The sequence below is a fragment of the Rhodopseudomonas palustris BisB18 genome, assembly GCF_000013745.1.
Classification (GTDB): Bacteria; Pseudomonadota; Alphaproteobacteria; order Rhizobiales; family Xanthobacteraceae; genus Rhodopseudomonas_A; species Rhodopseudomonas_A palustris_F.
The window spans coordinates 4,009,949-4,023,974 of record NC_007925.1 but is presented as its reverse complement, the minus strand read 5'-3'; the positions used below and the strand labels follow the sequence as shown (position 1 = coordinate 4,023,974).

Genomic DNA, 14,026 nt, shown 5'->3' with positions numbered 1-14,026 from the left:
ATTGCCTCTGCGCCGCGTTACTCCGGCTTTGCACCGGCGCCGTCTTCCGCAGCGGCCTTTGCCGCGGTCACCTCGGCTTCCGCGTCGCGGATCCGCTCTTTGACTTCCTCAAGGCCGCCCTGGACCGTGGCCCAGAGCGAAACAGCAGTACGGATCACGGTGCTTTGTATTTTTTCGTTGCTCAGCAGATAGGCAGCGGCGGCGCCCACCACCACGCCGGCGATCAGGTCGTGATGTTGGGCGTGATGCTGATTGCTGGCCGGCCCGACCTTCAACTCGGGCGCGGCTGCCGCCGGAGGCGGCACCCACCACGGTCCAGCCACGTAGCCGGGGTGCGGGTGGCCGTAGCCGCCATGGAAATGCTGCGGATGAGGATAGGGCGGATACGGCGCGGCGCCGGCCCAGGGCGGCGGCGCCCAGGCGCCGGGGGCCGGGCCAGGCTGCGGATATCCCGTGGGCGGGTAGGGCCAGGCGGGAGCGAAGCCTGGTTGCGGCTGGCCTTGCGCCGCCGCGGCGTGTTCATTGTGGTCCGACATGGTGCGATGTCCTGATTGTCGTGGAATTGTTAGTCCTCGGCCGCCGGCTTGCGGCGCGCGGGCTTGGCACTGGCGGGCTGCGAGTTCAGCAGCAGCACCGCCCCGGCGCCGATCGCCGCGCCGACCCAGAAGCTGCGATTGCCGAGATTTGGCATGCGTAGCAGCGAGGTCTGGTCGACATTGCCGGACAGCAGGCCGCGCAGCATTGCGTCGAACGGCGGAGGAAGCACGTGATCGTCGGACATTGACTATCTCCGGGATTGCGAAAGGTTGAACGGGTCAATCGGATGCGAGGAGCTGCGCCAAAAGCGCGGCGGATGCGGGCGAGCCCTCCAGCAGCCGGTCCCAGCTGGCGGGTGGCAACGTCTTTGTGGCGTAATGCACGATCAGGCTGCAGGCCGCGAGATTGATCTCGGTGCCGGTGATGCCGCGCACCCGACGCAGCGCCGTCTCGAGCGTCGCTGTGCGGTCGTGCAGCAACGTTGCCAGAGCAGATAGATCGAAGCGTAGCCGGATCCGGCCAGGGACATGATGGACGATCCAACAATGCCGCGCAGCGGCCAGGATCAGGGCGCTATCGGGGGCAGGGATGTCGGCGCGGGCTCGATCGGCGGCGATGGGGTCAGCTGGCATGATGCAAAGTATCTACGCCGACGTGCTCATCACGCCCGCGCGCGATGCAGGTTGGCTGGAATTGCCACGCCGGAACGGCAGCCATTGAGCCTATCGCGCCGGCGGGGTCTCGATCGGCGATCGCGCCAACCGCGCGACGCTCACGTCCTGGCATTGCTAACTCCAAGCCTCTCACATGATCTCCTAGATGATCGCGTCGACCGATCCTGATCGCTGATATCAGCGCGCCGATCCCTCAATTGAGGACCAGCGATATCGCTCTGGCGCGACGCGATCAACCGAGTGCGGAGCTTCATTTGAGTTATTCTAACTCGAATTCAATCGGCTAGCCGGATGCGGATTGGTGTGTGCGGCAATGCGTCATCTGCCGCCGGCATTCTATGCGCCGGCGGCGCAAGCTGAAATGCCCGGTGCGCAGCTCGACGAGGTCAGGCGCGGCCGACAGGATGCATTGATACGAGGTCTTCTTCGCAGACCACCGCATAGGCAAGGGCAGAGCGCAGCGAATCGACATCCAACACCGGCGACGGCTGCCATCCGCAGCTGCACCGCCCCTGCTGGTGGGTGGCGGCAACATCGGCATATGTCTTGCCGAGCGCGCCGGCGATCATGCGCAACACCGCGACCGGCGGCAGGCGGGTGCTGTTCAGCGTGCGGCAGAAAGTAGCCATCACCACTCGGTTCACCTGATCTTGAGCGCTCTGCTCGATCAATCCGGTTGAATCAATTTGCTGTGCGAGCATTGACGACGCCTCTCCTAGATCGGTGGGTTGGCTGACAATCTATCAGTTATCTCTTGCTACTCAATGTGGAGAGGTCGACGACGGCTTAGAAGCTCTCGAAGCGTCGACGGGAGCTCAGAACGTGCAGCCGAAGGGAGGCGACAAGTACAAGCTGCGTGTCTGGCGCGATCCGCGTGGACTACGGGATCATGTCGCCCCTATCGGCGTCGAACAGCTCAATATCGTTGAAATCGTCCGAGGGCTTGCTTGCCCGCGGTCCGAAGAACTTCGATCGACCGTTCACCGTTGCCGGCACATTCAAGAAGTTTGGCGGCGACGTGAGTCCGGACGTTGGTCTCAGATCGTGGAATCTCTGCGCAAACGTCGTCCAGGACGGCTCGCAGCAAGTTTGTCGTTGCACTATCGAACATGCCACCTCCAAGCGACCGTCACCGCGATGCCTGCAGCCAATTGGAGAGAGAAATATGTCATAATAGGCTGGAATCAAGCGCCTTCGCACCCGATGAAAAGGTGGTTTATATCGATTATAAAAGAGTAATCGCGGCACCCGCCGCGGTTAGCGAATGCTAGTAACATCATCCGATCTATCAAGTTGCATGGTGCTGTCCGAGAGGCCCTAACAGGCAGCGAAAACTCAGCATTGAGGAATATTCCCCGATCGCAATCAATACCCGAGTTGGCGTTGCGCTCGCCGTCGAAGTGCGGTGTCCACGAGCGGCGAGGGGCGCGGCTCGGCTCATGCAAGTCACGCGTCCGGCTGGCGGTGTACAGCGAACGGTGTGTCTCGCTGCTGTTCGAGCCGATGTCGTGATCCGATTGAGCGACATCACTTCGATCGTGGCGTGAGGCGGCAACGGGCGCTTTTGGAACGAATGTAGTCTAGATCGGGCGGCGCGGCTTGCCGGGCTGCATCGGCAAAGTTAGGCTGGTCGCCGCATCGAGAGGGTCGATCGTCCCCGATGTCTCAATCTCGAGCCGGCAACGTCGAGGCTTTCGGGTCCGCCCCTGGCCAGTGCAGGAGTGGATGACAAGTCGCGCCAGCACAACGATACGGTCATCCTTGCAACGAGAGGGCGAAAGGTTTCCGCTGTTCTCCGGTGCGATGGTCGTATCGGCCGGCATCACCCAGTTCGATCAGCCGAAACGGGTGAATGCCGAATTGGTCGCCGGCGTGAAGACCGTGATGCTGCTCAGCGGGCGGTTGCGGATCCGGATCGGCGATGGCGGCGAGCGCGAGATCTGCGGCCCCGCGGTGCTGATGATCAGAAGCTGCGGCGGCGGCCAGCGCGACCAGGTGTTCGCGGCCGATGTGCCGGTGCGCTATGTCATCGTGCAGCTCGACGAGAAGCTGCTCGGCACCGAGATCGCGGCGGCGTTCGATCGCTCGCCGCTGCGGGCGACCTGCCGTGGCGCGGCCGGCGCGGTGCTGCTGTCCAGTTCGGCGGGCAACGAATTGCAGGCGCTGGCGACCCAGATCATGAATTGCCCGATTCGCGGCGTCGAGCGCGAGTTGTATATCGGCGGTAAGGCGATGCAACTGGTTGCGCTGGCGCTGTCGTCCTGCATCTCCGAAGCCGACGACGGCGACGGCCACCAGTTCTCCTCGAAGGATGTCGATCGCATCCGCCAGGCGCGGGACCTGCTGGTCGCCTCGATGCGGAATCCGCCCAGCCTCGAACTGCTGGCGCAAAAGACCGGCCTCAATGTGCGCAAGCTCAATCTCGGCTTCCGGCGGATGTATCGCGCCACCGCCTACGGCTTCCTGCAGGAATATCGACTCGAGCAAGCCTACAAGCTGATTTCGTCCGGCGAGATGAGCGTCTCGCAAGCCGCTTATCACGTCGGCTATGGCGCCGCGCATTTTGCCACCGTGTTCCGCAAGCGATTCGGCGTGTCGCCGAGCCGCCTGCGTTAGCCGGTGAATTCATCGCCCCAGTTTTTAACGCCACTAAACTGCGTCGAAAGCCAGAGTTCGGCAAACGAAAGCCTTCGCCATTGTCTTCGCGAGGCCGGTGTCACACCAAGAGACGTGGCGTTGCGAACGGTTCGCGCGACTGCGGGGAACGATTTGGTGGGGCGTGCTGACATGATGACATCCTTTCACCGGGGCCGGCTGCCCCTTCTGTCGGCGCTGTTCGTGGCGGTCGAACTGATCGATCCGACATCGATCGCAGCGGCACAGCAGCCGCCGGGCGGCTCCGATCTCCCGGCGGTGGTGATCGAGGGACGCAACGTAAAGCCGCGCGCTGCGGCGAAACGCGTGGCGCGCGCGCCAGCGGTTCGCCAGGCGCCTGTGGAGCCGGCGCCAGTCGCCGACGCGACGCCGAGGGAAACCGCGCGCGGCCCGGTTCGCGGCATCGTCGCGCAGCGCAGCAGCACCGGGTCGAAGACCGACGCCGCGATCCTGGAGACGCCGCAATCGATTTCGGTGGTGACCAAGGATCAGATCGCCGCGCAGGGCGCCCGCAGCGTCGCCGAGGCGCTGCGCTATGAGCCCGGCGTGGTGTCGGAAAGCCGGGTCGGCGATCGGTTCGACAACGTGTTCATCCGCGGCTTCGGCGGGTTCGGCGCCAACGCCAACTACCTGCATTTCTGGGATGGACTGCGACTGCCGCGCGGCGTCTCCTACGCGATGCCCTCGGTCGATCCTTATCTGCTGGAGCGGGTCGAGATTCTGCGCGGACCGGCTTCGGTGCTTTACGGTCAGAACAATCTCGGCGGCATGGTCAATCTGATCAGCAAGAACCCCACCGCCACGCCGCAGGGCGAGGTGATGGCAAGGTTTGGCGATCACAACCGCTACGAAGGCGGCTTCGACGTCTCCGGTCCGCTCACCAAGGATGGCGATTTGCTGTATCGGCTGATCGGGCTCGGCCGCAAGGCCGACACCGAGGTCAACGACACCACCACCGAACGCCAGCTGATCGCGCCGACCATCACTTGGAGGCCGTCGGTCGACACCACCTGGACGATCCGTGGCAGTTACGACCACGATCCTTCCGCCTATCAGCCGAACTGGTTGCCGGCGCTCGGCACGCTGCAGAGCAATCCCAACGGGCAGATCCCGAAGAACTTCTTCTCCGGCCATCCCGCTTATAATGAATACGACCGCACCCAGACTTCGGTCGGTTACGAGTTCGAGCATCATTTCGACGAGATGTGGAGCGTTCGACAGAATCTGCGATACATGGAGGTCTCCAGCGACTTCAAGGCGCTGTCGGTGACCGGATTCGGCACCGGTTCGAGCTGCGGCGCCGGCAGCAAGGCCAATCTCTGCCTGGCCCGCACCACCACGCATTACATCGAGCAATTGAAAGCCGCCTCGCTCGACAATCAGGTCGAGGCGAAATTCGACACTGGCTGGCTGCACCACACCGTGCTCGCCGGGCTCGACTATCAGACCTCGAGCGCCAATGCGCAGTTCGGCAGCGGTACCGCGACCAACATCAACTATCTCAATCCCAACTACGGCACACTGGCCGGGCCGGCGCTGACCAGCCGAACCGATCAGGAGCGCAACCAGCTCGGCGTCTATGCCCAGGACCAGGTTCGGCTCGGCAAGCTTGCCGTGGTGCTCGGCGTCCGCAACGACTGGGCCGACGCCAGCTCGGAAACGCGAACGCTGGCGAACGGCAAAATCACCAGCAGCGCCCGGCCGGACGATTCCGCGGCGACCTGGCGCGCTGGCGCGACCTATCTGTTCGACAACGGCTTTGCGCCCTATGCCAGCTATTCGACCTCATTCGAGCCGACCATCGGCACCGATTACACCGGCGCCGCATTCGTGCCGACCACCGGCGAGCAATACGAAGTCGGCGTGAAATATCAGCCGGTCGGCCTCAACGGCTTCTTCATGCTGTCGTATTTCGACATCACCCAGAACAACGTGCTGACGCTGGACACCGCGCATCTGGTCTCCGCCAATCCGCTGTGCACGGCGTCTGGAACCAGTTGCCAGATCCAGCAGGGCCAAGTCCGCTCCAAGGGCGTCGAACTCAGCGGCAAGGCGACGCTATCGCCCGGCCTCGACCTGGTCGCAGCCTATTCGCACACCGACATCGAGATCTCCAAGAGCACCCAGGTGGTCGGCGGCATCGCGGTGCAGGGCAAGACCCCGGTCGGCGCGCCGGCGAATACGGCCTCGCTGTGGCTGGATTATACGCTGCAGAGCGGCCCGCTGGCCGGCTTCGGCGGCGGCGGCGGCGTCCGCTATGTCGGTTCGTCATTCGGCGACAACATCAACTCGGCGGCGATGGTGGTGCCGGCCTACACATTGGCCGATCTGCAGCTGCACTACGATCTTGCCGGGCTGTCGGTGCAGCTGAAGGGCTGGAAGCTCGCCGTCAACATGAGCAACGTGTTCGACAAGACCTATGTGTCGGCCTGCGCCTCGGCGACGCAATGCTTCTATGGCAACGGCCGCACCACGCTCGGCACGGTCAAGTACCAATGGTAGCGCCGTCGGCGGTGCTGAAGCATCCGGGCATTGCGGCCGCATCGGATCACCACCCCAAGGCCCCCACGATGGCAGATGCGGTGATTCCGGGAGCGTCGGTCCGCGACATCCGCTCGCGCGCCGGGCGGGAGTATCGGATCTTTGTCTGGCAGCCCGAGCATGGGTCTGCGGCAGGGCCGCTGCCGGTGCTGTACCTGCTCGACGGCAATGGCAGCTTTCCGATCGCCGCGGCGGCCGCGGCGCTGCAGTCGCGGCGGCCGGAGCGCACCGGCGTGCATCCGGCGACCGTGGTCGGGATCGGATATCCGACGGCGTCGTGGCTCGACGCCGAACGTCGGACCTTTGACTACACTCCGTCATTGCCGCCGCGCGAGATGCCGCCGCGCCCCAACGAGCAATCCTGGCCGGCGACCGGCGGCGCCGAGGATTTTCTGGATTTCGTTGAGCACGAGCTGTGTCCGCAGATCGAGCATGAATTTTCGATCGATCGCGCCCGCAGCGCACTGTTCGGCCATTCCTTCGGCGGGCTGCTGGTGCTGCACGCGTTGTTCTCCCGCCCCGCGTTGTTTCGCAGCTCCATCGCCGCCAGCCCGTCGATCTGGTTTGCCCGCGAGCGGCTGATCGCGCAGCGCGACGCCTTGCTGGCGAGCGCGCCGCTGCCCCTGCCGCGGCGCTTGCTGCTGACGGTGGGCAGCCTTGAACAGATGGGTACGGGGCAGGGTGGCGAGCCGCACGACGCCTGGGTTCGGCGCAACAGGATGGTGGAGAACGCCGCCGAACTGGCGCGCGCGCTCGGCGCCGCCGATCCGGCGCTGCTCGCGGTGTCGTTCACCGAATTCGCCGACGAGGACCACGGCTCGGTGCTGCCGGCGGCGATCAGCCGGGCGCTGCGCTTTGCATTGGGGGCGGCATGATGCGTGTTCGCGGGCGCGATGCGGCGGCAAGATCGATCGCGGCGCTGCTGCTGGCCTTCGCCTTGGCGCTCGGCGGGCTGATCGCGCCGGCCCGCGCCGATCAGCCGATCGAGGTCACCGACGTTACCGGCCGCAGCGTGACCTTGGCTGGCCCCGCGCGAAAAATCCTGCTCGCCGAGGGTCGCCAGATCATCGCGCTGTCGCTGATCCATGCAGCGCCGGTCAGCGTGCTGGCCGGCTGGCTCGGGGATTTTCGCAAGAATGACCCGGAGACCTACGCGTTGTATCGCGAGACATTCCCGCAGATCGACGCGGTGCCGGTGCTCGGGCTCGGCAATGACGGGACGTTTTCGGTCGAGCAGGCGATCGCGATGCAGCCGGATCTCGCGGTGCTCGGCGTCAGCTTTGCGCCGGGCGGGCGCGCCAACGACGTGGCGCGGCAGTTGGAAGCGGCGGGCATCCCAGTGGTGTTCACCGATTTCTTCGTCGCGCCGTTCGAGAACACGCTGCGCAGTCTGCGGATTCTCGGCCGCGTCACCGGCCGGGGCGCGCAGGCCGAATCCTACGCCGCGTTCTATCAGGCCCATATGGATCGGATCGCCGCGCTATTGGCGCACAGCGCCGCGCCGCGGCCGAGCATTCTAGTGGAAACCCACGCCGGGATTTCCGATTGCTGCCACGCGCCGGGAGCCGGCAATATTGGGCGGTTCATTGCGTTTGCCGGCGGCGACAGCATCTCGGCCAGCGTGTCGTCGGCGCCGAGCGCGCAATTGGGACTGGAATATGTGATCGCGCAAAATCCGCAGATCTATGTCGGCACCGGCGGCGCCCATCTGAAATCCTCTGGCGGGCTGGTGATCGGTCCGGGCTTTGACGCCGCCACGATCCGCGAACGGCTGGCCGCGGTGGTGGCGCGGCCGGGCTTTGCCGAACTGCGCGCGGTGCGTGAGCGCCGGGTCCACGGGCTGTTTCACAACATGCTGTCGACGCCGCTCAATCTGCTGGTCACCGAGGCGCTCGCCAAATGGATCAATCCGGAGCTGATGCAGGAGATCGATCCCGATGCGACGATGGCGGAGATCAATGCGCGCTTTCTGGCGGTGCCGATGCGCGGAACCTATTGGATCGATCTGAAGTGAAGCATTCTCTGGATTTGCACCGGTGATGATGACCTCGCCGCTCAGCGCTGCGCCGGCGCCCCGCGAGGCCAGCAAGGCGGTGGCCCTGGCCTATCAGCGCGTCATTCGCCGCCGGATCGGCTTGCTGCTGGTGCTGGCGGTGATCAGCGTCGCCGCCTTCGCGATCGATCTCGGCACCGGCCCCTCCAGCCTCGGATGGGTCGACGTGATCCGCGGGCTGTGGCAGTCGGGGGCGTTGTCGGGCGCGCACGCCGCGATCCTGTGGGAAGTGCGGCTGCCGCAGGCGCTGCTCGCGGTGCTGGTCGGGCTCGGGCTCGCCACCGCCGGCGCCGAGATGCAGACCATCCTCGGCAATCCCTTGGCCAGCCCGTTCACGCTCGGCGTGTCCTCGGCGGCGTCGTTCGGCGCGGCATTGGCGATCGTGCTGGGGATCGGGATTCCCGGGGTGCCGCAGAACTGGGTCATCTCGGCCAATGCCTTTGCCTTCGCCTTCGTCTCTGTGCTCGTGCTGCAATCGGTGGTGCGGATGCGCGGACCCGGCACCGACATCCTGGTGCTGTGCGGCATCGCTTTGTTCTTCACTTTCAATGCCCTGGTGGCGCTGACGCAATTCCTCGCTAGCCAGCAGGCGCTGCAGCAATTGGTGTTCTGGATCATGGGCAGCCTGTCGCGGGCCTCCTGGGACAAGGTGCGGCTGCTCGCGGTTGTTCTGCTGGTGACGCTGCCGTTCTCGCAGCGCGCCGCCTGGCCGATGATGGCGCTGCGGCTCGGCGAGGATCGCGCCCGCAGCCTTGGCATCAATGTCGGCCGGCTGCGCTTCATGTCGCTGCTGCGGATAAGCCTGATGACCGCAACCGCGATGGCGTTCGTCGGCACCATCGGTTTCGTCGGTCTGGCCGGGCCGCATATCGCACGGATGCTGATCGGCGAGGACCATCGCTTCTTCCTCCCGGCAAGCGCGCTAACCGGCGCCATCATCATGTCGCTAGCGTCGGTGGCGTCCAAGAGCATCATCCCCGGCGTGCTGGTGCCGATCGGGATAGTCACCGCGCTGATCGGACTCCCGGTGTTCTTCTCGCTGATCTTCAGCCGGCGAGGCGCGCTATGACGGCTGCGCCCGATCTGCGGATCGCCAATCTCGGCGTGGGCTATGGCAAACGCCAGATCATCGCCGGGCTGTCGCTGCCGCCGATCGCGGCGGGGCAGATCACCGCGCTGGTCGGCCCGAACGGCGCCGGCAAGACCACGCTGCTGCGCGCGCTCGCGGGACTGGTGCCGGCCGGCGGCACGGCGCGTCTCGGTGCCGAGGACGTGTTGGCGATGGACGCGGTGGAGCGCTCGCGGCTGATGGCGTTCATGCCGCAATTCGTGCCGCAGCGCCTCGCGCTGACGGTGCTGGAATCGGTGATCAGTGCGTTGCGGGCGTCGCCGGCGCAATCGGCCGATCCAAGTCCCGCCGGATATCGCGACGCGGCGTTGGCGGCGCTGCAACGGCTCGGCATCGTCGAATTGGCGATGCAGCCGTTCGACCAATTGTCCGGTGGCCAGCGCCAGCTCGCCAGCCTCGCGCAGGCGTTGGTGCGGGCGCCGAAGCTGTTGTTGCTGGACGAGCCGACCAGCGCGCTGGATCTGCGGCATCAGCTGCAGGTGATGCAGATCGTACGCGAGGCCGCGGCGGCCGGCACCATCGTGATCGCGGTGCTGCACGACTTGCAGGCCGCGGCGCGCTGGTCCGACCAGATCGTCGTGCTGCGCGGCGGCGCGCTGTACTCGGCCGGCGCTCCCGCCGTCACCGTCAGCGCGCAAATGTTACGCGACGTCTACGGCGTCAACGCAACGGTCGAGACCACCAAGCTGGGCGATATTCATATTTGCGCTGAGCAACTGATACAGTGATCTCCTAAACATCAATGGCCCCGGGGATGCCAACCGCAGCTTCGGGCGGGGAGCGGCGAGACGGAGCGGCACCGGCAAGGTCGGCAAGAGATTCCAGTTGGTCGGATTCTGCGCTAGCTTTGGCGGCGATCCTGGTTGCGGAGCCGCTGCTACTCAACATGGCGATAGCGTCTTCAGATTGGAAATTTCGAGGCCGGGGAGGTCAGTGATCCTCAACGTCGTCGAGCATTATCGTGCCGACAAATCGTCCGAGCGTCGTTCAGGAGTTGCGCGGGAGTGGACCGTCCGGCCTCACCATTTGCGGCAGCAGGAAAAGCAGCCTATCATCGGCAGTCTGCACGCTCAGTTGAATGTCGAACACGCGCGTGATGAGCGCGTCGCGGATCACTTGCTCCGGCGTGCCGTCCGCGGCGAGGGTGCCTTGATGCAAGACGACGATACGGCTGGCGAAACGGGCGGCGAGGTTGAGATCATGCAGGATCGCGATCACGGTGGTGCCGTTGCGCGCACAGGCGAACCTGGAGCCCGTGCATCGCTATGCGCTCAGTCTGGCTCCGGTCGAATTGTCGGATTGCTCCGCGCAGGCGTTGAACCTCGCCCGAGGCCTCGGCATCTTTCAGCAAACACGCGTGGTGGTGTTGCATGTGTTCGACGCCGCGGCGGCGGGCATGTTGAACTATGCCGGCGTCGATCATGGAAAGGTCGATGACTACCTAGTGGACAGCCGAATTGATGCCGCGCGCAATCTGATCAGATTCCTTGATCCGCTCGAATTGCAGGAGGTCGACTACTCCACCTTGGTCAAAGAGGGCCTGGCGCCGACGACGATCGTGGAGGTTGCCTCCGAAATTCGTCCCGATCTGGTGGTGATCGGCACCCATGCCCGGCGTGGTGCGGCGAGGCTGCTGCTCGGCAGTGTCACCGAGGAGATTTTACGCCGGTTGCAGCAGGACATTCTTGTTCTGCCATTCCGCGCCGTACCGCTCGCATAGCCACGACGCCGGCCGCTCGCGCGGGGGCAGCCCCCGGGGCGTCTCTGGGGCGGGCGTGCTAATCAGGGAAGAAGCCGTGGACGCAAGCTCGAAGCTGGGGTGAGCACGAGCTTCGAAGTCGAATTAGGCCAGGGATTGGTCAGGCGATGTGTCTTCGACGGCGGCTCTCGCAGGGAACCACCCTGCGAGTCGTCGTGACGCCGCCTCCTATCCAACGAACGGATTGCAGGCAATTGTCCAGGAGACGGAGCTCTCTGAAACCGTCTTTATCGCGCCGCCGAGCAAGGGCTGCCCGCATCGTTCTGCATCGCGGTCCAGATCGCGAGGAGGCGAGAACCCGGCGCTGCTTCGAAAGTCACATGGCGTGGGCGCAATGGATGACATCGTGCGGCTGCCGCCGAACGAGCGGGGCGCTCCCGATCCTGATCGCAGTAATTTCATGCCCGCCGATTTCCACGCCCCCCTATCCGGCGGCGCGACGGCGGGACGTATCATCATGAAAGTGCGAGAGCGATTGCGCAAGATGGTCTCGAACGGCATAATGTGAGGGCAAGTGAGGCCCAAGAAGCCCGCTGCGAGGAAACATGGGTGGAGTGCCGCGCTTGGATCTGGTCGGGCCCAATTGATCTATAGACGTTCATCGTCCGGGACTTGACCTCTCTCGATCGTGCTCCGCCAGAACCAACCCCGCGCGAGCAAGACGCGGCGATCCGATGGGAGGAAGGAGCGTGGAACAACGCACGATCCGCATCGCGTGGGAGAAGTTTGTCGCCCATGGCCGGCTGTCCACGGGCGTTCCTGCGGCTGTGCTGGCGTCATGGGCGCGATCCAAGAGCTTTGGCGTCGGCGCCGGCGTCGCCGCGGCGCCACTCGCCGGCGAGCCCGAATTGTTCCGGCGCCGGACCACCAGTTCGGACCTGCTCGGCGCGGCCCGCCCAGCGCTGGAGCGATCCGCCCGTCTTCTCGCCGACGCTGGATCGATGATGATCTTGACTGACGCCAGCGGCTTTATCGTCGAGACCGGGGGGGATCCGCGGGTGGTCGATGCCGGACGCAGCAACCACCTGGAGCCGGGCGGTCGCTGGGAGGAGAATGCGATCGGTACCAATGCGATCGGCACCGCGCTCGCCGATGGGCGCCCGACGCTGATCCGTGGATCGGAACATTTCTGCGAAGACGTTCAGCGTTGGACCTGCGCCGCGGTGCCGGTGCGACATCCGATCGGCGGCGATCTGCTCGGTGTCGTCGATATCTCCGGTCCGGCGGGGACGTTCAGCGCCCAGGATTTCGCGCTGGCGGCGGCGATCGGCCAGGAAATCGAAGCTTCCTTGGGCAGCGCCGCCCGGCAGGAGCACGAGGCACTGCTCAAGCGCTTCTTGTCGAAACGCTCGATCTGGCTGAGCGAGGAGATCCTGGTCATCGACCGGCGCGGCGTGCTGGTGCATGCGACCGACCCGGCGACGAACAAACTCGATGCGGCGAACCCGAATACGCTCGCGCAGGATATTCGCCAGATGATCGCGGGGGCTTCGCAGGACGCCTGGCAGGAGAATTGCCGGCGGCGCTTTCCGAATGCCCGCCTTGAAATCGTCAGCAATGCCGACACCGCCGTTGGTTGCTTGATCGTCATGCACCGCAGCCGCCGCGCGGCGCCGGCGCCGGCGGCCGGCAAACCGAGCCAAGAATCCAATGTGGATTTCGACCAGATTATTGGCGACAGCGTCGCCATGCGGGACGCGCGCAGCCGGGCCCGCAAGCTGGCGATGAACGCCTTGCCGATCCTGGTCGAAGGCGAAACTGGGGTCGGCAAGGAGCTGTTCGCTCGCGCCATCAAGGGGGCAGGGCCGGGGGCCGACGGGCCCTTCGTGCCGCTGAATTGTGGCGGCATGCCGCGCGACCTGATCGCGAGCGAGTTGTTCGGATACGTCAAGGGCGCCTTCACGGGGGCGGACGAGGGCGGCCGGGCCGGCAAGATCGAGCGTGCTGATGGCGGCGTGCTTTGCCTTGATGAAATCGGCGAGATGCCGCTCGATCTGCAATCCTATCTGCTTCGGGTGCTGGAAGACGGCATCGTCTATCGCGTCGGCGATCATGTCGGCCGCCGGGTCAACGTCCGGATCATTTCGATGACGAACCGCGATCTCACCGCCGAGATCGAGGCCGGCCGATTCCGACGCGATCTCTACTATCGCATCGCGGCGGCGCGCATTCTGGTGCCGCCGCTGCGCGAGCGCGGCGACGACGTCATCGCTTTGGCGCAGCGCTTCGCGGCGGCCGCCGCCTTGCGGTTGCGGCAGCCCGCGCCAAGCTTTTCGCCGGAGCTACTCGCCCGTCTGCAAGCCCATGATTGGCCCGGCAACGTCCGCGAATTGCGCAATGTCATCGACGCCATGGTCGCGCTCGCGGAATCCGAGCGGCTCGACCTCGCAGACTGGCCGGCGGAGTTTCCACGCGATACGCGGCTTCGCGGGCAGGCGGCGGCTGCAATGAAGCCGACACAGCCGCCGCGCCCCAGCGAAAGCCTGCAATCGGCCGAGCGCGCGGCGATCCTGGCCCAGGTAGCGGCCTGCAACGGCAATCTGACCCAAGCGGCCAAGCGCTTGGGCATCGCGCGCTCCACGCTCTATCTGCGGCTGACTCAGTATCGCCGCGATGAGTCCTCGACCGACTGAGGCGTCCGACCGGCGTACGGACGCGTCGTCCGACTGTCCGAATCT

General features: G+C 65.3%; 13 protein-coding genes and 1 pseudogene. 9 read left to right on the top strand and 5 right to left on the bottom strand.

From position 1 onward, the window contains the following. Positions 1 to 17: 17 nt before the first annotated feature. The 4 genes from RPC_RS18135 to RPC_RS18120 all read right to left on the bottom strand — a co-directional run bounded on the left by RPC_RS18135 (position 18) and on the right by RPC_RS18120 (position 1,912). Entirely contained in the window at positions 18 to 536 is a 519-nt protein-coding gene (locus RPC_RS18135; RefSeq protein ID WP_011474037.1) for a hypothetical protein, read from the bottom strand. 29 nt (positions 537 to 565) lie between these two features. After that, complete coding sequence (locus tag RPC_RS18130; protein ID WP_011474036.1) at positions 566 to 781, bottom strand: hypothetical protein; 216 nt, start codon at positions 779 to 781, stop codon at positions 566 to 568. A 34-nt stretch (positions 782 to 815) separates the two neighbouring features. Next, positions 816 to 1,169, bottom strand: a complete 354-nt coding sequence (locus RPC_RS26320; protein WP_011474035.1) for a hypothetical protein — start codon at positions 1,167 to 1,169, stop codon at positions 816 to 818. 428 nt (positions 1,170 to 1,597) lie between these two features. Next, a complete protein-coding gene (locus RPC_RS18120; RefSeq protein WP_011474034.1) occupies positions 1,598 to 1,912 on the bottom strand; it encodes a hypothetical protein in 315 nt (104 codons plus the stop codon). 1,102 nt (positions 1,913 to 3,014) lie between these two features. Between RPC_RS18120 and RPC_RS18115 the strand changes: the two genes are divergently transcribed. The 6 genes from RPC_RS18115 (at position 3,015) to RPC_RS18090 (ending at position 10,317) form a co-directional block, all read left to right on the top strand. Beyond that, on the top strand, positions 3,015 to 3,827 hold the full coding sequence (locus tag RPC_RS18115) for an AraC family transcriptional regulator (protein ID WP_049766128.1): 813 nt from the start codon (positions 3,015 to 3,017) through the stop codon (positions 3,825 to 3,827). Positions 3,828 to 3,998: 171 nt separating this feature from the next. Next, a complete protein-coding gene (locus RPC_RS18110; protein ID WP_011474031.1) occupies positions 3,999 to 6,368 on the top strand; it encodes a TonB-dependent siderophore receptor in 2,370 nt (789 codons plus the stop codon). A 68-nt stretch (positions 6,369 to 6,436) separates the two neighbouring features. Beyond that, positions 6,437 to 7,282 (top strand): alpha/beta hydrolase, encoded by an 846-nt coding sequence (locus RPC_RS18105; protein ID WP_041802042.1) that lies wholly within the window; start codon positions 6,437 to 6,439, stop codon positions 7,280 to 7,282. Continuing rightward, positions 7,279 to 8,421, top strand: coding sequence for an ABC transporter substrate-binding protein (locus RPC_RS18100; protein WP_011474029.1), 1,143 nt, complete (start codon positions 7,279 to 7,281; stop codon positions 8,419 to 8,421). The genes RPC_RS18105 and RPC_RS18100 overlap by 4 nt, the downstream gene beginning before the upstream one ends. A 25-nt stretch (positions 8,422 to 8,446) precedes the next feature. Continuing rightward, positions 8,447 to 9,529 carry a FecCD family ABC transporter permease gene (locus RPC_RS18095; RefSeq protein ID WP_011474028.1) on the top strand — a complete coding sequence of 361 codons (1,083 nt, stop codon included), beginning with the start codon at positions 8,447 to 8,449 and terminating at the stop codon, positions 9,527 to 9,529. Then, positions 9,526 to 10,317 (top strand): ABC transporter ATP-binding protein, encoded by a 792-nt coding sequence (locus tag RPC_RS18090; protein WP_011474027.1) that lies wholly within the window; start codon positions 9,526 to 9,528, stop codon positions 10,315 to 10,317. Before RPC_RS18095 ends, RPC_RS18090 begins: the two co-directional genes overlap by 4 nt. Positions 10,318 to 10,576: 259 nt before the next feature. On the opposite strand, the pseudogene RPC_RS25150 reads toward RPC_RS18090, so the two are convergent. Further along, positions 10,577 to 10,828: pseudogene (locus RPC_RS25150) on the bottom strand (heme ABC transporter ATP-binding protein); the annotation flags it as partial. Here RPC_RS25150 and RPC_RS18085 point away from each other — a divergent pair. From RPC_RS18085 to RPC_RS18080, 3 genes are all read left to right on the top strand, one after another. After that, positions 10,809 to 11,309, top strand: a complete 501-nt coding sequence (locus RPC_RS18085; RefSeq protein WP_011474026.1) for a universal stress protein — start codon at positions 10,809 to 10,811, stop codon at positions 11,307 to 11,309. The pseudogene RPC_RS25150 and the gene RPC_RS18085 overlap by 20 nt on opposite strands. Before the next feature lie 373 nt (positions 11,310 to 11,682). Then, entirely contained in the window at positions 11,683 to 11,856 is a 174-nt protein-coding gene (locus RPC_RS26540) for a hypothetical protein (RefSeq protein WP_167532045.1), read from the top strand. 181 nt (positions 11,857 to 12,037) lie between these two features. After that, a complete protein-coding gene (locus RPC_RS18080; protein ID WP_011474025.1) occupies positions 12,038 to 13,981 on the top strand; it encodes a sigma-54-dependent Fis family transcriptional regulator in 1,944 nt (647 codons plus the stop codon). The last annotated feature ends 45 nt before the right edge of the window (positions 13,982 to 14,026 follow it).